Annotated in this window: 18 protein-coding genes; 6 read left to right on the top strand and 12 right to left on the bottom strand. The window is 61.3% G+C overall.

The window, feature by feature from the left end; all coding sequences use genetic code 11:
- Nucleotides 1-71: 71 nt before the first annotated feature.
- Both M1D99_RS19625 and M1D99_RS19620 read left to right on the top strand, forming a co-directional pair.
- Nucleotides 72-1,154 carry a catalase family peroxidase gene (locus M1D99_RS19625; RefSeq protein ID WP_186710014.1) on the top strand — a complete coding sequence of 361 codons (1,083 nt, stop codon included), beginning with the start codon at nt 72-74 and terminating at the stop codon, nt 1,152-1,154.
- Nucleotides 1,151-1,687: a cytochrome b gene (locus M1D99_RS19620; protein ID WP_434571179.1), complete on the top strand. Its 537-nt coding sequence runs from the start codon at nt 1,151-1,153 to the stop codon at nt 1,685-1,687. The genes M1D99_RS19625 and M1D99_RS19620 overlap by 4 nt, the downstream gene beginning before the upstream one ends.
- Before the next feature lie 178 nt (nt 1,688-1,865).
- Here M1D99_RS19620 and M1D99_RS19615 read toward each other — a convergent pair whose 3' ends face one another.
- Nucleotides 1,866-3,017, bottom strand: coding sequence for a M14 family metallopeptidase (locus tag M1D99_RS19615; protein WP_458130646.1), 1,152 nt, complete (start codon nt 3,015-3,017; stop codon nt 1,866-1,868).
- A 20-nt stretch (nt 3,018-3,037) separates the two neighbouring features.
- On the opposite strand from M1D99_RS19615, the gene M1D99_RS19610 reads away from it, so the two are divergent.
- A complete protein-coding gene (locus tag M1D99_RS19610; RefSeq protein ID WP_458130645.1) occupies nt 3,038-3,253 on the top strand; it encodes a hypothetical protein in 216 nt (71 codons plus the stop codon).
- A 259-nt stretch (nt 3,254-3,512) separates the two neighbouring features.
- Here M1D99_RS19610 and M1D99_RS19605 read toward each other — a convergent pair whose 3' ends face one another.
- The gene (locus M1D99_RS19605; protein ID WP_186710019.1) at nt 3,513-3,854 is read right to left on the bottom strand and encodes a DUF6124 family protein; all 342 of its coding nucleotides are present in this window, start codon (nt 3,852-3,854) and stop codon (nt 3,513-3,515) included.
- A 131-nt stretch (nt 3,855-3,985) separates the two neighbouring features.
- On the opposite strand from M1D99_RS19605, the gene M1D99_RS19600 reads away from it, so the two are divergent.
- Nucleotides 3,986-4,633, top strand: coding sequence for a LexA family protein (locus tag M1D99_RS19600; RefSeq protein WP_186710021.1), 648 nt, complete (start codon nt 3,986-3,988; stop codon nt 4,631-4,633).
- A 29-nt stretch (nt 4,634-4,662) separates the two neighbouring features.
- Here M1D99_RS19600 and M1D99_RS19595 read toward each other — a convergent pair whose 3' ends face one another.
- Genes M1D99_RS19595 through M1D99_RS19580 form a run of 4 tightly spaced genes read right to left on the bottom strand, consistent with a single transcriptional unit; the run spans nt 4,663 to nt 10,223 of the window.
- A complete protein-coding gene (locus tag M1D99_RS19595; protein ID WP_458130644.1) occupies nt 4,663-6,612 on the bottom strand; it encodes an acetyl/propionyl/methylcrotonyl-CoA carboxylase subunit alpha in 1,950 nt (649 codons plus the stop codon).
- Entirely contained in the window at nt 6,609-7,427 is an 819-nt protein-coding gene (locus M1D99_RS19590; RefSeq protein ID WP_186710025.1) for a gamma-carboxygeranoyl-CoA hydratase, read from the bottom strand. Before M1D99_RS19590 ends, M1D99_RS19595 begins: the two co-directional genes overlap by 4 nt.
- A gap of 13 nt (nt 7,428-7,440) precedes the next feature.
- Nucleotides 7,441-9,048, bottom strand: coding sequence for a carboxyl transferase domain-containing protein (locus M1D99_RS19585; protein WP_434571172.1), 1,608 nt, complete (start codon nt 9,046-9,048; stop codon nt 7,441-7,443).
- Between the two features lie 11 nt (nt 9,049-9,059).
- Nucleotides 9,060-10,223: an isovaleryl-CoA dehydrogenase gene (locus M1D99_RS19580; protein WP_250965215.1), complete on the bottom strand. Its 1,164-nt coding sequence runs from the start codon at nt 10,221-10,223 to the stop codon at nt 9,060-9,062.
- Nucleotides 10,224-10,577: 354 nt separating this feature from the next.
- Here M1D99_RS19580 and M1D99_RS19575 point away from each other — a divergent pair, with 354 nt between their 5' ends.
- Complete coding sequence (locus M1D99_RS19575) at nt 10,578-12,275, top strand: AMP-binding protein (RefSeq protein WP_434571168.1); 1,698 nt, start codon at nt 10,578-10,580, stop codon at nt 12,273-12,275.
- Nucleotides 12,276-13,131: 856 nt separating this feature from the next.
- Here the strand turns inward: M1D99_RS19575 and M1D99_RS19570 are convergent.
- The 3 genes from M1D99_RS19570 to M1D99_RS19560 form a co-directional block, all read right to left on the bottom strand.
- Nucleotides 13,132-14,031 (bottom strand): hydroxymethylglutaryl-CoA lyase, encoded by a 900-nt coding sequence (locus M1D99_RS19570; protein ID WP_434571167.1) that lies wholly within the window; start codon nt 14,029-14,031, stop codon nt 13,132-13,134.
- A 141-nt stretch (nt 14,032-14,172) separates the two neighbouring features.
- Complete coding sequence (locus tag M1D99_RS19565) at nt 14,173-14,574, bottom strand: MerR family transcriptional regulator (RefSeq protein WP_186730703.1); 402 nt, start codon at nt 14,572-14,574, stop codon at nt 14,173-14,175.
- 205 nt (nt 14,575-14,779) lie between these two features.
- Nucleotides 14,780-15,712: a LysR family transcriptional regulator gene (locus M1D99_RS19560; RefSeq protein ID WP_186710034.1), complete on the bottom strand. Its 933-nt coding sequence runs from the start codon at nt 15,710-15,712 to the stop codon at nt 14,780-14,782.
- Nucleotides 15,713-15,889: 177 nt separating this feature from the next.
- Between M1D99_RS19560 and M1D99_RS19555 the strand changes: the two genes are divergently transcribed.
- On the top strand, nt 15,890-17,119 hold the full coding sequence (locus M1D99_RS19555) for an acyl-CoA dehydrogenase (RefSeq protein ID WP_434571165.1): 1,230 nt from the start codon (nt 15,890-15,892) through the stop codon (nt 17,117-17,119).
- Nucleotides 17,120-17,258: 139 nt separating this feature from the next.
- Here the strand turns inward: M1D99_RS19555 and M1D99_RS19550 are convergent, their stop codons facing one another.
- From M1D99_RS19550 to M1D99_RS19540, 3 genes are all read right to left on the bottom strand, one after another.
- Nucleotides 17,259-18,128, bottom strand: coding sequence for an isocitrate lyase/PEP mutase family protein (locus M1D99_RS19550; RefSeq protein WP_053120909.1), 870 nt, complete (start codon nt 18,126-18,128; stop codon nt 17,259-17,261).
- A gap of 173 nt (nt 18,129-18,301) precedes the next feature.
- Entirely contained in the window at nt 18,302-19,336 is a 1,035-nt protein-coding gene (gene astA / locus M1D99_RS19545) for an arginine N-succinyltransferase (RefSeq protein ID WP_434571162.1), read from the bottom strand.
- A 61-nt stretch (nt 19,337-19,397) separates the two neighbouring features.
- On the bottom strand, nt 19,398-20,414 hold the full coding sequence (locus M1D99_RS19540; protein WP_186730701.1) for an arginine N-succinyltransferase: 1,017 nt from the start codon (nt 20,412-20,414) through the stop codon (nt 19,398-19,400).
- Between the last annotated feature and the right edge of the window lie 79 nt (nt 20,415-20,493).

Here is a 20,493-nt window from a genome sequence, read left to right as displayed (position 1 = left end):
GAATAAACCTGGCGGGCCTTCGTCTGACGGGTCCTTTCCAACGAATGGCCTCGCGCCCCTGGAGCTTTCTCATGGTTGATCCTTCACCCTCGTCGAGCCGGCGGCCCTTGAGTGCCGCCGCCCTGACCCTGCGCCTGAGCGGCATCGCGGTGATTGTTGCCGCGCTGGCCGGGGCATTTGCCTACGTCAATGGCAGCCTCGACCCGCAGCGCTTGACGCCGGACGCGCTGGTCAATGTCCTGGAAAAAAACAATGGCATGCATCCGGGCTTTCGACGCAACCACTCCAAAGGTGTCTGTGTCGCGGGCTATTTCCAAAGCACGGGCGAGGCCAGCGCCTATTCCAGCGCCCAGGTGTTCACGCAGCCGCAAACACCAGTGGTGGGGCGTTTCGCCTTGCCCAGTGGCAACCCCTATGCGCCGGACGGCAGTGTGCCGATTCGCAGCCTGGCGCTGCGTTTTACCCAGGCCAACGGCCAACAATGGCGCACCGGCATGAACAGCATGCCGGTGTTTCCGGTGGGCACGGTCGAAGCGTTCTACCAATTCCAGCAAGCCCAGTCGCCGGACCCTGCCACTGGAAAACCGAACCCTGCGGCCGTGCCGGCGTTTTTTGCCGCGCACCCCGAAGCGGTGCCGTTCCTGCAATGGATCAAGACCGCCAAGCCGTCGGCCAGCTATGCCACCGAAACCTACAACGGCATTAACGCGTTCTATCTGGTCAACCCCGCTGGGCAGCGCCAGGCCGTTCGCTGGGGCGTGGTGCCGCTGAGCCAGGACGCCGCCGATGCGACGCCGCCCCAGGGCGCCGACTTTCTCGAACAAGACTTGGCGAAGCGTCTTGCCGCCGGGCCGTTGCGTTGGCAGTTGAACATCACCCTGGCCAACCCGGGGGATCCGGTGAACGACGCCAGCAAGGCCTGGCCCGCTGACCGCAAGGTGCTCAATGCCGGCACGCTGGTGCTGGAGCGCACCCAGGCCCAGGACAACGGCGAATGCCGCGACATCAACTATGACCCGCTGATCCTGCCCCAAGGGATCGAAGGTTCTGACGATCCGCTGCTGGTCGCGCGCTCCGCCGCCTATGCCAGTTCCTATCTGCGCCGTACCAGCGAAGTGAGCCAATTGCCCGCCACCCAGGAGTCCCGCCCATGAGCGCCCCTCGTCACTTTGTTCCGCTGGCTCGACTGCTCCACTGGCTGATGGCACTGATGATCATCGCCATGCTGTTTATCGGCGCGGGCATGGTCGCCTCGGTGTCCGAACGCCATGAATGGCTGCTGCAATTGCACAAGCCATTGGGCATCGCGATTTTGCTGCTGGTGATCGTCCGTCTGCTGGTGCGCTTTACCACTCGTCAACCGCCGCTGCCGGCCGATCTGCCGGGCTGGCAAGTGCTGGCGGCAAACGCCTCCCATGTGTTGTTGTACGCCTTGATGCTGATCCTGCCGCTGCTGGGCTGGGGCATGATTTCGGCGGCGGGGGACCCGGTGACGCTCAGCGACTCGTTGCAACTGCCTTCGATCCTGCCTGCCCACGCCCAGACGTTCGCGCTGCTGCGCAAGGCCCATGGGTACCTGGCTTATTTGCTATTCGTGACTGTGCTGGTGCATTTGGCGGCGGCGCTGTTTCACGCGTGGGTGCGCCGGGATGAGGTGTTGGACAGTATGTTGCGCGGCAAGGGCTGATGAACCCTGTGGCGAGGGAGCTTGCTCCCGCTGGGTGGCGCAGCCGCCCCAAATGGGCTGACGCAATCTTTCAGGCAGATTGCGTCAGCCGGTTTACGACGGCTGCGCCGCCGAGCGGGAGCAAGCTCCCTCGCCACAGGTGTTCACCTTAGACTAGGGAGATGATCAGGTCGTTGGCTCAGCGTAACTCGTCAACCATGGCCTCGATGGTGCTCAACACATCCTTGCCCAGTTGCATCGAGCGTTTGCCGGACCAGCCGGTGATCGGGTTCGGGTGATCGTCGTGGTCCTTGAATGGCATCTCCAGGGTCAGGGACAGGCAGTCATATTTCTGCCCGACTGCGTTACAGGCCAGGGTCATGTTGGCCTGGCCCGGTTCGTCGCGGGTGTAGCCGTGAGCGGTCTGGAAGTCTTTGGTCTGGTGCTTGAGTTGGCTGCGAAAGCGCTCTTCGAGCTCGGCGATGCGTGGCGTGTAGCCCGGGTTGCCTTCGCAACCGGCGGTGAAGACGTGGGGGATTTCCTCATCGCCGTGCGCATCGAGAAACAGATCGACGCCATACTTTTCCATTTGCTGCTGGACGAAAAAGACCTCAGGGCTGATTTCCGGACTGGCGTTCTGCCAGGCACGGTTGAGGTCCTGGCCCATGGCGTTGGTCCGCAGGTGACCATGGAAGGCGCCGTCCGGATTCATGTTCGGCACAAGGTACAGATCGGCCTTGGCGAGCAACCGGTTCAGTTGCGCATCGTCATGCTGTTGGAGGCGTTCGATCACGCCTTCCATGAACCATTCGGCCATGTGCTCGCCGGGGTGCTGCTGGGCGATGATCCAGACTTTGCGCCGGCCTTCGGCGCCGCTGCCCTTGCGCAGCAGTTGAATGTCCCGGCCTTCGACGCTTTTACCGACCGCCAATAGCTCGGTGCCGGCCTTGTGCTGTGCTTGCTCGATCAGCCAGTCATGACGGCCACGGCTGTAGGGTTCGAAGTAGGCGAACCAGGCGTGGGGCTGCTCGGCCTCCAGGTGAAAGCGCAGGGCGTCGCCTTCAAACTGGGTCGGAATGCGGAACCAATTGACGTGATCGTAGGAAGCAACGGTCTGGTAGCCCGTCCAGGCCTTGTTATAGGACGATTGACTGGCGTTGAGCAGGCGGAAGGAATATTCCTGGCCGACGTGCAAGCCGCTGGCCTTGAAATGGAACCACTGGAAATGGGCGCTGCGGGTGTCGGGCCTGATCTTGAGCAACGACTGCAACGGGTTGCTGATGTCGACGACCTCGATGTTGCCGCAGTCGAAATTGGCACTGATATCAAAGGAAGATTTAGCCACGGTCACGGTTCCTGGAAAGGATTTTCATGACCGTTACTTTACACGCAAGAAAGACGAAACCGGGACGATTTGCATCAGGTAAAGAAGGGGGGCGTCCTCCCTGGACGCGGAGCCAGCTTAGAGAGTCTGCAATTGATTCTCAAGTGCTGGTTGTCGATAGTTTTCGCCTGTGTGGCGAGGCGTCTCTTGTAAACAGATATTCATTTGTTATGATCGCCGCCATCGAATTGGCAGCACCCTGAAAGACTTCATTAGCCTGAAGACATAAGCCGAAAAATCGGCAAAAAAAGACCCGGCAAAAAGCCGGGTCAAAAACCGTGATTAGCCTGATGAGGAGATATTCCAGAAGTCCGACCTAAGGTCTTCTGGCCTATCGACTGATCTCGCGACCAGCTGATGCAATAATAATCATTATCATTTGGAAGTCAAATGATTTGATCGCATCGATTGGAAATTTTTTCTCTTCGTCCGCATTCGCGATGACATTCCAAAGGGTTACCGCTAGCGAGTAGGGTAGCCATCCAGGGATCGGTCGAGCATCACCTTGACCAGATCGATCATGTGCACCACCGAAAACGCCAGGTCACGACTCGAACCCTCCAACTGGCTGGCCGACTCATGGGCGGTCGCCGCTGCGCAGCGCAACAGGTCGCAGGCGTGGACAAGGGCTTCTTCCGCGTTGACACTGCGGCTGACCTCGAAGAAGCGATGTTCTGCCTGGGCTGGTGAAACACTTGGTTTCAAGTAGTAGTCGAGGGCGCGTTTGGCCGCCGGGCAATCCTGCAGTGAAGGGAATGTGCCATCGAAAGGGCTGCTGGGCTGGTCTGTATTGGGTGTGTCCATGGTGATGAAAATCTCCGTGTGTGGGGGCTGAACTCCTGAACCCAGAATAGTACTTACCGTAATTGTGACGACAATTTAAATACTACAATTTGTGTTTTGAGGGTCGGGGTCACCCACGTATCGTGCCGCACATGGATAAATGGATAGAGTTGGTCAAGGCCAAGATGAAGGAGCTGCACATCACGCAAGTGGTGCTCGCAGAGCGGTTGGGCATGTCCCAGGGCGGCGTCGGCCATTGGCTGACCAAGCGCCGGCAGCCCAGTGTCGACGACATGAACCGGGTCCTGCGGGAGCTGGGGCTGGAGTTTCTGGAAGTGGCGATGGTGATCCGCGAGCCGGACACCTCCACCGAAGAAGGCATGGCCCTGGCGCAGAAGTACAACCCGTACTTCCGTTACCCGGTCAGTGAGTGGCACGAGGTGGGCGAGATTCGTGAAGGTGATCCTGGCGCCTACAGCCAGGCGCGCTACGAACTGACGGACTACCACGCCCTGGGCGATGCATTCTGGCTGGTGGTGGTGGGCGATGCGATGACCGCACCCAACGGGTTGAGCATTCCCGAGGGCATGTCGATCCTGGTGGACCCGGCCATCGAGGCGGTGCCCGGCAAATTGGTGGTCGCTTGCCTGCCCGGCAGCAGTGACGCGACCTTTCGCAAATTGATCGAAGAGAGCGGGCAGCGTTACCTGGTTCCGCTCAATCCGACTTACCCGAAAAACCTGTACACCGAGCAATGCCGCATCATCGGTGTGGTGGTGCAGGCCACCATCAGGTTCTGACTGGATCGGCCCTGGGAGCGGGCCGATGCCTATTCTTCGAACGCCACCAGGGCGCTGCCTTCGCTGACCATTTCACCTTCCTGGCAGTACAGCGCCTTGATCACGCCAGCTTGGGGCGCACGAATGCTGTGCTCCATTTTCATGGCCTCCAGCACCACCAGTTGAGCCCCGGCCTCCACTGTCTGGCCGACATTCACCAAGACCCGCACGATGCTGCCGTTCATGGGCGCCACCAGGCCGCCTTGATGGCTGTGGCTGGCTTCGGCGGCGGCCAGCGGGTCGTACAGGTCGATCCGGTGCAGGTCACCTTGCCATTGCAGGTACAAGCTGTCGCCCTGGCGAATGGCCCGGTGGCTGCGGCGCAGGCCGTGGTGCTCGACCGTCAGTTGCTCACCCTTGAGTTCCGCGCGACAGACGGTGCCGTCCAGCGTCAGTGCGCGATCCTGGCCTTCACAGCTCAGGTGCAAGGTGGTTTCCCTGGGCAGCCCCAGACGCAACCCGGTGGTGCTGGCCCAGGGTGATTCGGCATCATCGCCGCGTACACGCGGGGTCAGGCTCAAGGCGAACCCTTGGGCGGCGGCGAGCCAGAACGCGTCATCCAATTCGCCGGGCTCTGGCAGTAATTGCGTCTGGTAACGTGGGATAAATCCGGTGTCCAGTTCCGCCGTTGCGAAGGCGGGGTGGGCGATGATCCGTCGCAGGAAGCCGATGTTGGTCTTCAGCCCGCCAATGGCAAATTCGTCGAGCATGCTCAACAGCCGCAAGCGCGCCTGCTCGCGGTCTTCACCCCAGGCGATCAGCTTGCCGAGCATCGGGTCGTAGAACGGCGAGATTTCATCGCCTTCTTCAACCCCGCTGTCGACTCGCCGCCCCGGCCCCTCGGCCGATTCGCGATACAACGCCAGCCGCCCGGTGGCGGGCAGGAAATCGTTGGCCGGGTCTTCGGCATACAACCGCACTTCGATGGCGTGGCCGCGCAGCGGTACTTGCGCCTGAGCGAGCGGCAATGGCTCGCCTTGGGCCACGCGAATCTGCCAGGCCACCAGGTCCAGTCCAGTGATCGCTTCGGTGACCGGATGCTCGACCTGCAACCGGGTGTTCATCTCCATGAAGAAAAATTCGCCCCGGGCATCCAGCAGGAACTCCACCGTACCGGCCCCGACATAACCGATCGCCTGGGCCGCGCGCACGGCGGCTTCACCCATGGCCCGGCGCAATTGCGGGGTCAGGCCGGGCGCGGGGGCTTCTTCCACGACTTTCTGGTGGCGGCGCTGGATCGAGCAATCGCGCTCGTTGAGGTACAGGCAGTTGCCATGTTGGTCGGCAAATACTTGGATTTCCACATGGCGTGGCTTGAGCAGGTATTTTTCCACCAGCATCCGTGAGTCGCCAAACGAGGACTGCGCCTCGCGCTGGGCCGAGGCCAGGGCTTCGGCCAGTTGGTTGACGTCCTCGACGACTTTCATGCCCTTGCCGCCACCGCCGGCGGTGGCCTTGAGCAATACCGGGTAGCCGATGCGCTCGGCGGCGTCGCGAAAGGTCTCCAGGTCCTGGGATTCGCCGTGATAGCCGGGCACCAGCGGCACTCCGGCGGTCTCCATCAACGTCTTGGCCGCCGATTTGCTGCCCATGGCGTCGATGGCCGAGGCCGGTGGACCGAGGAAGATCAGCCCGGCGCTTTCAATCGCCCGGGCGAACCCGGCGTTCTCGGACAGAAAGCCATAACCGGGATGGATGGCTTGGGCGCCGCTGGCTTTCGCTGCGGCGATCAATTTGTCGATTTGCAGGTAACTGTCGGCAGCCTTGCTGCCGCCCAGGTCCACGCGAATGTCGGCTTCACGGCTGTGGCGGGCATCACGGTCGGTGGCGCTGTGGACCGCAACGGTGGTCAGGCCCATGGCCTTGGCGGTGCGCATCACGCGGCAGGCGATTTCGCCGCGGTTGGCCACCAGCAACGTAGTGAGGGCAGGGGCGCTCATCGACGCGACTCCTTGTTATTCGATTCGGCTTGCCAGTTCGGCGCACGCTTTTGCAGAAAGGCCCGCAGGCCTTCCTGGCCCTCCGCGCTGACGCGGATGCGGGCGATGGCGTTTTCGGTATAGCGTCGCAGCGCCGGGGTCAGGGCGCCGTTGCCGACTTCACGCAGCAGTTCCTTGCTGGCGCGCATGGCCGCCGGGCTGTTGAGCAACAGGTTGTCGATCCATTGTTCGACCTGCTGGTCCAGGGTCTCGACTGGGTAACTTTCCGACAGCAAACCGATCTCTTTCGCACGCTGCCCGTCGAAACGTTCCGCTGTCAGCGCATAGCGACGCGCCGCCCTCTCGCCGATGGCTTGCACCACGAACGGGCTGATCACTGCCGGGGCCAGGCCAATGCGCACTTCCGACAGGCAAAACTGTGCTTCATTGGCGCCAATGGCCATGTCACAGGCACTGATAAGCCCCAGCGCGCCACCGAACGCCGCACCCTGGACGACAGCCAGCGTAGGAATCTTCAGTTTGGCGAGGTTGTACATCAGCTCCGCCAGTTCCCGGGCGTCATCGAGGTTGGTGTGGTAGTCGAGCTCGGCCGACTGCTGCATCCAGGCCAGGTCGGCGCCGGCGCTGAAATGCTTGCCGCGACCGCGGATCAGCAGGAAACGCAGGTTTGGATCGCTGCCGACGTGATCGAGGGCGAGGATCAGTTCGCGGATCATTTCGGCGTTGAACGCGTTATTCTTCGACTCGCGACTGAGCCACAGGGTGGCGACGCCCCGCGGGTCGGTGTGCAGTTCGAGGGTGTTGAAGTTTTCCATGGTCATTCCCCGTTTACATCCGGAACACGCCGAAGCGGCTCGGTTCGATAGGCGCGTTCAGTGACGCGGACAAGGCCAGGCCCAGTACATCGCGGGTCTGGGCCGGGTCGATGACGCCGTCGTCCCACAGCCGTGCGCTGGAGTAATAGGGGTGACCCTGTTCTTCGTACTGATCGAGGATCGGTTGTTTGATCTCGGCTTCCTGCTCGGCGCTGAAGGGCTGGCCACTGCGTTCGGCTTGTTCACGCTTGACTTGCACCAGCACGCCGGCCGCCTGCTCGGCCCCCATCACGCCAATTCGCGCGTTTGGCCACATCCACAGGAACCGTGGATCATAGGCGCGGCCGCACATGCCGTAGTTGCCCGCGCCGAAACTGCCGCCGATGATCACGGTGAATTTCGGCACCTTGGCGCAGGCCACTGCGGTCACCAGTTTTGCGCCGTGCTTGGCGATGCCACCGGCTTCGTATTTCTGCCCGACCATGAAACCGGTGATGTTCTGCAAGAACAGCAACGGGATCCCGCGCTGACAGGCCAGTTCGATGAAGTGCGCGCCTTTCTGCGCGGCCTCGGCGAAGAGGATGCCATTGTTGGCCAGGATTGCGATCGGGTAGCCGTGCAAATGAGCGAAACCGCACACCAGGGTCGTGCCGAACAGCGCCTTGAACTCATCGAACACCGAACCGTCCACCAGGCGCGCGATCACTTCCCGCACATCGAACGGCTGCTTGGCATCGGCCGATACCACGCCGTACAGCTCATCGCTGCAATACAGCGGGGCGATGGGCTGGCGACGCTGCAACTCACCGAGTTTGCGCCAATTGAGGTTGGCCACGCTGCGCCGGGCCAGGGCCAGGGCATGTTCGTCGCTTTCGGCATAGTGATCCGCCACGCCGGAAATCTTGCAGTGCACATCGGCGCCGCCCAAGTCTTCGGCGCTGACCACTTCACCGGTGGCGGCTTTTACCAAGGGTGGGCCGGCGAGGAAAATCGTCGCTTGCTGGCGGACCATGATCGCCTCGTCCGCCATGGCCGGCACATAAGCGCCGCCAGCGGTACAGGAACCCATGACCACGGCAATCTGCGGGATACCCAGGGCGCTCATGTTGGCCTGGTTGAAGAAGATCCGGCCAAAGTGCTCGCGGTCCGGGAATACTTCGTCCTGGCGCGGCAGGTTGGCGCCGCCTGAATCCACCAGGTAAATGCACGGCAGGCGATTCTGCTGGGCGATGGTTTGGGCGCGCAGGTGTTTTTTCACCGTCAACGGATAGTAGGAGCCACCTTTGACCGTCGCGTCATTGGCGACAATCATGCATTCGACGCCTTCCACGCGGCCAATGCCGGCAATCACGCCGGCCGCCGGCACGTCTTCGCCATAGACTTCATGGGCCGCCAATGGACTGATCTCCAGGAACGGCGAGCCCGGATCCAGCAATCGGTTGATGCGCTCACGGGGCAGCAATTTGCCTCGTGAAGTATGCCGCTCCTGGGCCTTGGGTCCGCCGCCCTGGCGAATGTGCGCGAGCAGGGTGCGCAGGGCTTCGACGTGTCCGAGCATCGCCTCGCGGTTGGCGATGAACTCCGGTGAGCGCGGGTTGAGCTGAGTGTGCAGCGTGGCCATGGTCAGCTCCGTTAGCGGGTTTCGTTGAACAGTTCGCGGCCGATCAACATCCGACGAATCTCACTGGTCCCAGCGCCAATTTCATACAGCTTGGCGTCCCGCAGCAGACGACCGGCGGGGAATTCATTGATGTAGCCATTGCCCCCCAGGATCTGGATCGCGTCGAGGGCCATTTGCGTGGCGCGCTCGGCGCTGTAGAGGATCACCCCGGCGGCGTCCTTGCGGGTGGTTTCGCCGCGCTCGCAAGCCTGGGCCACCGCATACAGGTAGGCGCGGCTGGCGTTGAGCTGGGTGTACATGTCGGCGACCTTGCCTTGGATCAGCTGGAATTCGCCGATGCTTTGGCCGAACTGTTTGCGGTCGTGGATGTAGGGCACGATCAGGTCCATGCAGGCTTGCATGATCCCGGTCGGGCCTCCGGACAGCACCACGCGCTCGTAGTCGAGGCCGCTCATCAGGACTTTCACGCCACCGTTGAGGGCGCCGAGGATGTTTTCTTCCGGCACTTCGACGTCATCGAAAAATAGCTCGCACGTGTTGGAGCCGCGCATGCCGAGCTTGTCGAACTTGTTGCTGCGGCTGAAGCCTTTCCAGTCGCGCTCGACGATGAAAGCAGTGATGCCGTGGGCGCCTTTTTCCAGGTCGGTCTTGGCGTAGATCACGTAGGTGTTGGCATCGGGACCATTGGTGATCCAGGTCTTGCTGCCGTTGAGGACGTATTTGTCGCCGCGCTTGTCGGCCCGCAGTTTCATGGAAACTACGTCGGAGCCGGCGTTCGGTTCGCTCATCGCCAGGGCGCCGATGTGTTCGCCGCTGATCAGTTTGGGCAGGTACTTGGTTTTCTGTTCGTGAGTGCCGTTGCGGTTGATCTGGTTCACGCAGAGGTTGGAATGGGCGCCATAGGAGAGGGCGACCGAGGCCGAGCCGCGGCTGATTTCTTCCATCGCCACCACGTGGGCCAGGTAGCCCAGGCCAGCGCCGCCGTATTCTTCCGGTACGGTGATGCCCAGCAGGCCCATGTCACCGAATTTGCGCCACATGTCAGCGGGAAACAGGTTGTCGATATCGATCTGCGCTGCGCGGGGCGCCAGTTCGGCCTTGACGAAGGCTTGCACCTGGTCGCGCAACATGTCGATGGTTTCGCCGAGGGCAAAATTCAGGGATGGGTAGCTCATGGGACACCTTTGGCTTTTTTATCGGGTGCGGAGAGCGGGAAATGCTCTACCTTTACGTTAACGTAAGCCTGCGACGAGAGGCTGTCAATCGACCTTTACGTTAACGTCAACTTAAGCCAGAGTACGGGTGTTTTGAAACAGCTTTTGTGGCGAGGGAGCTTGCTCCCGCTCGAGCGCATGTAGGAGCTGCTGAAGGCTGCGATCTTTTGATCTTTCGCTTGGGATTCAAGTGTCTTTGGAAAGATCGCAGCCTCGTTGCACTCGACAGCTCCTACACAGCTCCTACCAGCCACTACGACATTCGTGCATGAGGTTCCACCGCTACACCCACTAATAAAGACAAGAGGGGGCGTCATGGATCAAACCGGTTCGCATTCGCAGCTCAGCTACACCCGCGGCTCGCAGGACAAGGCCTTGCTGGCGCAAACCATTGGCGAGGTTTTCGACCAGACCGTGGCCCGTCATCCAGAGGGCGAGGCGTTGGTGGTTCGTCATCAATCGTTGCGTTATACCTGGGGGCAACTGGCTGAGGCCGTCGATCTGCATGCCCGGGCCTTGTTGGCGCTGGGCTTGAAAACCGGCGACCGTCTCGGCGTGTGGGCGCCCAATTGCGCCCAGTGGTGCATCAGCCAGTTTGCCAGTGCGAAGATCGGCGTCATTCTGGTCAATATCAATCCGGCCTATCGAGTCTCCGAACTCGAATACGTGCTCAAACAGTCCGGGTGCCAATGGCTGGTGTGTGCCGGGGCGTTCAAGACCTCGGATTACCACGCCATGTTGCAAGCGCTGGCTCCGGAGCTGGCGGAACAATCGATCGGCCAGTTGCAGAGCGAACGCCTGCCGGATTTGCGCGGTGTAGTCAGCCTCGATCCCCAACCCCCGTCAGGCTTTCTGCCTTGGTCACAACTGGCCGCCCTGGGGGCGGCGGTGACGCCAGGACAACTGGCCGAGCGCCAATCCAGCCTGCACTTCGATCAGCCCGTGAATATCCAATACACCTCCGGCACCACCGGCTTTCCCAAGGGCGCGACCCTCAGCCACCACAACATTCTCAACAACGGTTACATGGTCGGCGAAAGCCTGGGCCTGACGGCTGGCGACCGGCTGGTGATCCCGGTGCCGCTCTACCATTGCTTCGGTATGGTCATGGGCAACCTGGGCTGCATGACCCATGGCAGCACCATGATCTACCCCAACGATGCCTTCGACCCGTTGCTGACGCTAAAAGCCGTGGCCGAGGAAAAAGCCACCGCGCTATATGGCGTGCCGACCATGTTCATCGCCCTGCTGGACCAGCCGCAGCGGCTCGACTTCGACCTGTCCAGCCTGCGCACGGGCATCATGGCTGGGGCTACATGTCCGATCGAAGTGATGCGGCGGGTCATCAACGAGATGCACATGGCTGAAGTGCAGATTGCCTACGGCATGACGGAAACCAGTCCGGTGTCGTTGCAGACCGGTCCTTCAGACGAGCTGGAGCTGCGGGTGACCACCGTCGGCCGCACCCAGCCACACCTGGAAAGCAAGATTATCGATGAGGCAGGCCAGGTCGTCCCGCATGGCGCGGTCGGCGAATTGTGTACCCGTGGTTACAGTGTGATGCTCGGCTACTGGAACAACCCCACGGGCACCGCCGATGCCATCGACGCCCAGGGCTGGATGCACACCGGCGACCTGGCGACCATGGACGAGCAGGGTTACGTCTGCATCGTCGGGCGCAACAAGGACATGATCATTCGTGGCGGGGAGAATATTTACCCGCGCGAGCTGGAGGAGTTCTTCTTCACCCATCCGGCGGTGGCGGATGTGCAAGTGATCGGCATTCCGTGTTCGCGCTATGGCGAGGAAATCGTCGCCTGGATCAAGTTCCACCCCGGCCACAGCGCCTCCGAGCAAGCGCTGCAAGCCTGGTGCAAGGAACGCATCGCCCATTTCAAGACGCCGCGTCATTTCAAATTCGTTGAAGAGTTCCCGATGACGGTCACTGGCAAAATCCAGAAATTCCGCATGCGCGAAATCAGCATCGAAGAACTGCGTGATAGAGAAGGGTGAGCAAGATCCCCTGTGGGGGCTAATGCCTTTCACTTAAAAATGATGAACCTGTGGCGAGGGAGCTTGCTCCCGCTCGGCTGCGAAGCAGGCGTAAACCGGCGGGTGTGGTGTGCCTGATACGCCGCGATTGAGAGGTTTTGGGGCCGCTTCGCGGCCCAGCGGGAGCAAGCTCCCTCGCCACGGGTTTGTCGATTGCCTTAAGTGAACAGCATTGCCTTGTGGGAGCGGGCTTGCTCGCGAAAGCGGTGTGTCAATCGACATTGATATTGACTGTCCGGGCCCCTTCGCGAGCAGGCTCGCTCCCACAAAACCCAAACCCCAGACAGCACAAAGGGGAGCCGAAGCTCCCCTTTAATTTTGTCGTCGCGTGCTCTTTTTTTATTATTGAGGGGCGGCCTGTTGTTGTTATTGGCAGCCGTGGCCCTTTACCGCTGTTTTTGGCGATCCCCATCCGGGATCAAGAGCAAACGTATTTTTTTGAGCGCTGATTTGCTTTTTCGCTTTGCGATCCAACCGATTCGGGAGCTACCTGAAGGTAGTTTTATTGTTCTCTGCCCGGTTGCGGGTTGCTCCTGGAAGCACCCTGAAAAGCCCATCTTCTCCAAAAAAATCTGTTAGCTGCGTCTCTGCCGTGTTGTTTTTGTTATGTCAGAGTCGTTTCGTCTTGTTTTTATTGGGTTTGCTGCGTTTTTTTATTCTTGTTATGCCAGAGATATAGCAGGTGGCGTGCCAACTTTTAAAATTCTATACAAATCAATAGGTTGTGATTTTCGGCTGAAAAACCTGACGGACCAAACCCGACAAATTGTTTCCGTGTTACTCGTTTCGCCGCTGTTACAAAGCCAGCGGTAACACCTCACTGTGCGCTGCGGGCCTTGGCCACGCGCGAACCGCTGGGGCGGCCGAGCACGTCACAAATCTGCCGGCCCGCGGCGATCAGTGCGTCCAGGTCGACACCGGTTTCGATACCCAAGCCATTGAGCAGGTACAGCACGTCTTCGGTGGCGACGTTACCGCTGGCGCCCTTGGCATACGGGCAGCCGCCGAGGCCGGCGATGGAGCTGTCGAAGACCGCGATGCCTTCCAGCAGGCTGGCGTACACATTGGCCATGGCCTGGCCGTAAGTGTCGTGGAAGTGACCGGCGAGTTTGTCCCGCGGCACATCGGCGCCCACCACCTCGAACATCCTGCGGGTGGCGCCAGCGGTGCCCGTGCCGATGGTGTCACCCAGGGAGACTTCGTAGCAGCCCATCGCATACAGCTCCCGAGCGACCCACGCGACCTGCTCAGGCTTGACCGCCCCTTCATACGGGCAGCCCAGCACGCAAGAGACGTAGCCGCGCACACTGACGCCGTGCTGTCTGGCGGCGTCCATGATCGGCGCGAAACGCTCCAGGCTTTCCTTGATAGAGCAATTGATGTTGCGCTGGGAAAACGCTTCGGACGCGGCAGCGAACACCGCCACTTCTTTTACGCCCGCCGCCAGTGCATCTTCGAACCCCCGCAGGTTGGGCGCCAGGGCGCCATAAGTCACACCGGGCTTGCGCTGGATCTGCGCGAACACCTCGGCGGACCCGGCCATTTGCGGCACCCACTTGGGCGAGACGAAACTGCCGACTTCGATGTAACCCAGGCCGGCGGCGCTCAGGGCGTCCACCAAACGCACCTTGTCGGCGACGCTGATGGGCTGGGCTTCATTCTGCAACCCGTCGCGGGGGCCGACTTCGATCAAGCGTACAAAGGAGGGGAGGGACATGGAGAGTGACCTGTAATAGTGGCGAGTGCTGCTCCATTGTGGGGGCGGGCTTGCTCGCGAAGACGGCGTGTCAGTCGACATTGATATTGACTGTCCGGGCGCCTTCGCGAGCAAGCCCGCTCCCACAAGGGAGTCGTGTTGTTACTGGGCGATTTCCTCGCCCTTGAGCGTCTGCTCCAGCGCCTGGATGCAACGTTCTTCGGCGGTGTCGAGTTCCAGCTTCATCTGTTCGATGTCCAGCAATTGCTGCTCGAGCTGTTCCCGGCGCTCGGCGATTTTTGCCAGCATGCTGTGCAGTTGTTTCTGGTTGCCGCTGGTGGGGTCGTAGAGTTCGATCAGCTCGCGGCACTCAGCGAGGGAAAAACCAATGCGCTTGCCACGCAGGATCAGCTTCAGGCTGACCTTGTCCCGCGGCGAGTAAATGCGCTCCTGACCCCGTCGCTCCGGGCTCAACAGGCCTTGTTCTTCGTAGAAACGGATGGCCCGTGTCGTGATATCCAATTCGCGGGCGAGGTCGGAGATGCTGTAGGTCTGGCTGCTCATGGAAGCGCTCGAAACGAAAGGGTTGGCGCTAAGCTAAAGGCAGGTTGACGTGCGCGTCAAGCAATCGCGGATGTGTTGCCTGTGCGGGCCTCCTCGCGAGCAAGCCCGCTCCCACAGGTTCTGCGTCGTACACAAATGCAGCATGTACTCAGGACTAATGTGGGAGCGGGCTTGCTCGCGAAGAACGATGACGCGGTCTATAACCTTACACCACCTGATCGAGCTTCTTCTCATGGGCCGTCACCTGCTGGCACAGCTCGATCATCTGCTCGCGCATCCAGCGGTTGGCCGGGTCCTGGTCGGTGCTTTCGTGCCAGTAGAGATGGGTTTCCACCGGTGGCACGTCGTTGACCGGAAGCAGGAAGGCGTGCAAATCGTGACGCCGGGCAAAGCGCTCGGGGACGGTCATGACCATGTCGGTCTGCTGCAGCACTTGGGAGGCCATCAAGTAATGCTGGGAGCGCAAGGCGATCTTGCGTTGGATGCCCATCTTGCCGAGGGCCAGGTCAACGTAACCCAGCCCGTTGCGGCGGCTGGAGATGTGCACGTGGGTTTGGGCCAGGTAATCGTCGAGGCTGATCTTTTCCTTGCCCGCCAGGGGATGGCCCTTGCGCATGGCACACACGTAGCGATCTTCCATCAACTTGACGTGGCGCACCTGCGGGTCGGTGTTGAGCGGCGCGTCCACGGCGAAATCGAGGCGGCCGGCGGCCAGTTCCTTGGTGGTTTCACGGCGCTTGGACAGGAAACTCTCGATCGCCACGGTCGGCGCCAGGCGACGCAGGCGCTGGAACAGCAGTGGCAGGATCACGCCTTCGGTGAGGTCGGTCATGCTGATGCGATAGGTCTTGACGGCCTGCAGCGGGTTGAAGATCCGGCTTTCCTGCACTGACACCCGTAGCAGTGACAAGGCGTTGCGCACCGGGCCGATGATGTTCTGGGCCATGGGCGTCGGCACCATGCCTTGGGCGGTGCGCACGAAGAGGGGGTCGTTGAAGGTCTCGCGCAGACGGGCCAGGGCATTGGACACGGCTGGCTGAGTGATGCCGACGATCTGCCCGGCGCGGGTCAGGTTGGCTTCGGTGTAGATCGCATCGAAGACAATGAAAAGGTTGAGGTCGACCTTGCTCAGATTCATGGCGCTGCACTCTTGTTCTTGGGCTTGTTGTGAGGTGCCGGGTGGCGATGAGAATCAGTGAAACATATATCGGTGATGAATGTTAATACACGCCGAGAATAGGTTAGGTAAATTTTCGTAGCTGAACTAGCATCGATTTCATGACCTAAAACAACCTCTGCCAAGAAGGTGCTGCTCATGGATTTTGCCTATTCCCCCAAGGTTCAGGAACTGCGTGAACGCGTCACGGCGTTCATGGACGCCTACGTCTACCCGGCCGAAGCGGTGTTCGAACGGCAAGTGGCCGAAGGCGACCGCTGGCAACCCACGGCCATCATGGAAGAGCTCAAGTCCAAGGCCAAGGCGGAAGGCCTGTGGAACCTGTTCCTGCCAGAGTCCGAACTGGGTGCCGGCCTGACCAACCTGGAATACGCGCCATTGGCAGAGATCATGGGGCGTTCGTTGCTGGGGCCGGAGCCGTTCAACTGCTCGGCGCCGGACACCGGCAACATGGAAGTGCTGGTGCGCTACGCCAACGAAGAACAGAAGCAACGCTGGCTCGAACCCCTGCTGCGCGGTGAGATTCGCTCGGCCTTTGCCATGACCGAGCCGGACGTGGCCTCCTCGGACGCCACCAACATGGCCGCCCGCGCCGAGCGTGACGGCGATGAGTGGGTGATCAACGGCAAGAAATGGTGGACCTCAGGCGCCTGCGATCCGCGCTGCAAGATCCTGATTTTCATGGGGCTGAGCAACCCCGATGCCCCACGCCATGCCCAGCATTCGATGATCCTGGTGCCGGTGGACACGCCTGGGGTCAAGATCGTCCGGCCGTTGCCGGTGTTCGGCTACGACGATGCGCCCCACGGCCATGCCGAGGTGCTGTTCGATAACGTGCGGGTGCCGTACGAAAACGTCCTGTTGGGTGAAGGCCGCGGCTTCGAGATTGCCCAGGGGCGCCTAGGTCCGGGCCGGATTCACCACTGCATGCGTTCGATAGGCATGGCCGAGCGCGCCTTGGAATTGATGTGTAAGCGGGCCGTCAGCCGCACCGCTTTTGGCCAGCCGTTGGCGCGGCTGGGCGGTAACATCGACAGGATCGCCGACTCGCGGATGGAAATCGACATGGCGCGCCTGCTGACACTGAAGGCGGCGTACATGATGGACACCGTGGGCAATAAAGTGGCGAAAAGCGAAATCGCCCAGATCAAGGTCGTCGCGCCGAACGTGGCTTTGAAGGTCATCGACCGGGCGATCCAGATCCACGGTGGCGCTGGGGTTTCCAACGATTTCCCGCTGGCCTACATGTACGCCATGCAACGCACCCTGCGCCTGGCCGACGGCCCGGATGAAGTCCACCGCGCCGCGATTGGCAAGTTCGAGATCGGCAAGTACGTGCCCAAGGAGATGCTGCGCAGCAAGGGCTAGGATCTGGCCCACCATGGGCCTCTGTGGGAGCAAAGCTTGCTCGCGACAGCGGTGGGCCAGCTTGCATCAATGTGGGAGATGCCACGCCATCGCGAGCAAGCTTTGCTCCCACAGGCTGATCCTGTGGGGGCGAGTCCGCTTATTCCTTGACGCTCATGTATTCCTCGGCCCAGCGGATGTACTCCTCGGGCTGGGTGTAGGTGTGCGTCAGTTCGGTGGCGCTGAGGTCCGAGGCCTGGGTGAAGATCTGCCGTTGTTCGCGAAGGCTGTCATAGGTCGCCTTGATCGCGGCGAAGTAGGCGCCGTGGCCGTCGATGGTCACGCGCACGCCCAGTTCGGCCAGGCGCTTGTCGTCGCGCAGCAACGGGTTGCCATAGGTGACGAGCATCAGCGGCACCGTCAGGTTTTCGCTGATTTTCTCCAGATGATCGAAGTCTTGCACGCCCACCATGCAAATCCCGTCCGCCCCGGCACGTTCATATTGCTGGGTCCGGCTGATGATTTCCTGCACCGGCAGGATCCCCGCGTTAGTCCGGGCGATGATCGCCATTTCCGGATCGACTCGCGCTTCCAGCGCCGCGCGAATCTTGCCGACGCCCTCGGCCACGCCGATCAAGTCGGTGGATTTACGCCCGAACTGGGCCGGCAGCAAGGTGTCCTCGATGGTCAACGCCGCAACGCCGGCCCGCTCCAGTTCGATGATGGTGCGCATCACGTTCAGGGCATTGCCATAGCCATGATCGGCGTCGGCAATGAATGGCAGCTGGGCCACGCGACCGATACGGGTGGCCTGTTCGGCAAATTCGCTGAGGGTGATCAGGGCGAAGTCCGGCGCGCCCAATACTTGCAACGATGCCACCGAGCCTCCGAGGATGCCCACTTCGAAACCCAGGTCGGCGGCAATGCGCGCCGACATCGGGTCAAACACCGAGGCGGTGTGGTAGCAGGTCTTGGAAGCCAGTAGTTGACGAAAGTTACGACGCAAATCTTGATGGGAAAGCCTGGACATATGAGTTCCACCAATGGAATGGAAAGGCTTGAGCAAAAGTGTCAACGCCGAAAGATCCAAAGGCTATCACGTGGCAAGCGCAAAGATGATGACGAATGCGTATGGACGATGCCGTTATGGCATCAGAGCAACGGTCCCAGGCCCCGAAGGCCGGTAGCCAACGGATACGCGGGCTATGCCGCCACCGCCTGTTGCCCCTGCCTGGGCAACGCCACGGCGCGCACGGTATCACCCGGTTGCACTTGCAGGCGTTTGGCGATGAGGCGATCGACCACCAAGGTGTGGCCATGCAAGTGCGCGCGGGCGCTGGTCACACGGCAGTTTTCCAGGCGCCGGTTGTGGATCAGCCAGACCGGTGCGCGTTCATCCGGGGTGCCAATAGCCAGGGTCAGCGCCTGGCTGTCGCGGACGCTGCGGATCTTCGACACTGGCGCCTCGATCACCGGGCCACCGTCAAAAATGTCGATGTAGCCCTTATGGCTGAAACCCTCGGCACTGAGGATCTTCAGCGCCGGCTCGGTGTTCGGGTGAGCCTTGCCGATCACCGCCTGGGCCTGTTCGGTGAGCAGGCAGGTGTACAGCGGCTGGCGTGGCATCAGCTCGGCGATGAACGACTTGTTGCCCATGCCGGACAACTGGTCGGCGTAGCTGAAATCCTTCTTGAAAAAGTGCCGTCCCAGGCTGTCCCAGAACGGCGAACAGCCTTGTTCGTCGGCGTGGCCGCGCAGTTCGGCGATCAGTTTTTCGCCGAACAGATGGGGAAACTCGGCCACGAACAGCAGGCGTGCCAGGGACAGCAAGCGGCCGTTGTGGCCGTGGCGTTGCTCGGGGTGCAGGAACAATGAGCAGATTTCCGATTGCCCGGACATCTCATTGTTGAGAAACAACGTCGGGATCTGCCGCTGGATCCCCAGCTCCGGCGCCGAACTGACCGTGACCCCGACCCGATAGTTGTACCAGGGCTCACGCAGCCCCACCGCCCCAGTCAGGGCGCTGATACCCACCACCTGTCGATCATCGTCTTCGAGCACGAACAGGTAGTCGGCATCGGCGCGTTCGACTTGCCCGGCAAAGGTCCGCTGGGCCCAGCGAACACGATGGGCGAGGCGCTCTTCGTTGGCCGGCAGGCTGGTGAACCCGGGCCCCGCGCAACGGGCCAGGTCCAGCAAGGCAGGCAGATCGGTGATGGCCACCGGACGAACAATCATGCTGCAGCTCCTTTGTCGTGTCGTTCCAAGCGTCGGTGCAAGCCATGGGTTCGAATGAGGCTCATAGGGCAACCACCCGGATCCGCGCGCCGTCCTGGATGTCCAGGGCGGTCAGCATGGCGGGTGACAGGGCCACCGGGCCGTCGGCGTTGACGTCCAGCTCGGCAATAATGGCCCGGTAGCTGCCCAGGTGCTCGTTGCTCACCAGGTACAGGCCGCGGGCGTCAATCTGCAGGCTCTGCCTGGCGGTGGTGAGGCGACTTTGCGTGATGGAACGGATATGGGCGATACGGGCATGCAAGGTCGGCCCGCCGTCGAAGATATCGACGTAGCTGTTGGTTTCGAAACCCTCGCGTTCGAGGATATCGAAAGCTTCCTGGCCGTCGGGATGGACACGGCCGATGCAGGCCTGGGCCGCTGGCGGGAGCATGGGCACGTAGATCGGGTACTGCGGCATCAGTTCGGCGAGAAAGGTCCGGCTCTGCAAGCCACACAATCGTTCGGCTTCGACATAGGGCAGGTCGAAGAAGTGCTGGCCGATGGCGTCCCAGAAGGGCGACTGGCCGTCTTCGCTGCTAAAACCGACGATTTCGGTGATGACCGACTCGGCAAAGCGCTGGGGGTGGGCGGCGATGAACATCAGCCGGGCCCGGGACAGCAGCTCCGATGCCGGCGTGCGCACCCGCTCGGCGTCAATGTGGAAGCCACGCAGCAGCGTTTGCCCGTTGAGGTCCTGGCACAACGACAGTGCGGGCACGCCATGCTGGATGTTCAGCTCCCGGGACTCGCTGGAAAACGGCCGGTTGCGCAGGCTGTAGAACGGCTCGTTGCAACCGGTGCTGGAAAGGATCTCCGAACAACCCACCAGGCGCCCGGATTCCAAGTCCTGCAGGACGAAAAAATAATTCTCCGCCCCCGGCCCCTGCACATCGGCGGCGAACGAGGCGCACGAGTCGAGGATTTTTTCCTCAAGACGCCCGGTATCGTCCGGCAGCGACGTGACGCCCACCAGGCTGTCACGGGCCAATTGTTGCAGTTGCGGCAGATCGGCTAATTGAACTGGACGTAAGGCCAGCATGGATTGCACTCCTGTTCCAGGGAGCCCGGTGACTGGCACCGGGCCTGACGATCACTGTCGATGTCCACGCGTTTTAACC

Source organism: Pseudomonas sp. R3-41, from assembly GCF_054161485.1.
The sequence above is the reverse complement of the archived record's forward strand: the minus strand, read 5'-3'. Positions and strand labels throughout refer to the sequence as shown.

Excerpts from the sequence above, each read along its gene's own strand:
- M1D99_RS19625 (WP_186710014.1), top strand. The coding sequence starts at position 72 with ATGGTTGATCCTTCACCCTCGTCGAGCCGGCGGCCCTTGAGTGCCGCC.
- M1D99_RS19620 (WP_434571179.1), top strand. The coding sequence starts at position 1,151 with ATGAGCGCCCCTCGTCACTTTGTTCCGCTGGCTCGACTGCTCCACTGG.
- M1D99_RS19610 (WP_458130645.1), top strand. The coding sequence starts at position 3,038 with ATGACCGTTACTTTACACGCAAGAAAGACGAAACCGGGACGATTTGCA.
- M1D99_RS19605 (WP_186710019.1), bottom strand. The coding sequence starts at position 3,854 with ATGGACACACCCAATACAGACCAGCCCAGCAGCCCTTTCGATGGCACA.
- M1D99_RS19600 (WP_186710021.1), top strand. The coding sequence starts at position 3,986 with ATGGATAAATGGATAGAGTTGGTCAAGGCCAAGATGAAGGAGCTGCAC.
- M1D99_RS19595 (WP_458130644.1), bottom strand. The coding sequence starts at position 6,612 with ATGAGCGCCCCTGCCCTCACTACGTTGCTGGTGGCCAACCGCGGCGAA.
- M1D99_RS19590 (WP_186710025.1), bottom strand. The coding sequence starts at position 7,427 with ATGGAAAACTTCAACACCCTCGAACTGCACACCGACCCGCGGGGCGTC.
- M1D99_RS19585 (WP_434571172.1), bottom strand. The coding sequence starts at position 9,048 with ATGGCCACGCTGCACACTCAGCTCAACCCGCGCTCACCGGAGTTCATC.
- M1D99_RS19580 (WP_250965215.1), bottom strand. The coding sequence starts at position 10,223 with ATGAGCTACCCATCCCTGAATTTTGCCCTCGGCGAAACCATCGACATG.
- M1D99_RS19575 (WP_434571168.1), top strand. The coding sequence starts at position 10,578 with ATGGATCAAACCGGTTCGCATTCGCAGCTCAGCTACACCCGCGGCTCG.
- M1D99_RS19570 (WP_434571167.1), bottom strand. The coding sequence starts at position 14,031 with ATGTCCCTCCCCTCCTTTGTACGCTTGATCGAAGTCGGCCCCCGCGAC.
- M1D99_RS19565 (WP_186730703.1), bottom strand. The coding sequence starts at position 14,574 with ATGAGCAGCCAGACCTACAGCATCTCCGACCTCGCCCGCGAATTGGAT.
- M1D99_RS19560 (WP_186710034.1), bottom strand. The coding sequence starts at position 15,712 with ATGAATCTGAGCAAGGTCGACCTCAACCTTTTCATTGTCTTCGATGCG.
- M1D99_RS19555 (WP_434571165.1), top strand. The coding sequence starts at position 15,890 with ATGGATTTTGCCTATTCCCCCAAGGTTCAGGAACTGCGTGAACGCGTC.
- M1D99_RS19550 (WP_053120909.1), bottom strand. The coding sequence starts at position 18,128 with ATGTCCAGGCTTTCCCATCAAGATTTGCGTCGTAACTTTCGTCAACTA.
- astA (WP_434571162.1), bottom strand. The coding sequence starts at position 19,336 with ATGATTGTTCGTCCGGTGGCCATCACCGATCTGCCTGCCTTGCTGGAC.
- M1D99_RS19540 (WP_186730701.1), bottom strand. The coding sequence starts at position 20,414 with ATGCTGGCCTTACGTCCAGTTCAATTAGCCGATCTGCCGCAACTGCAA.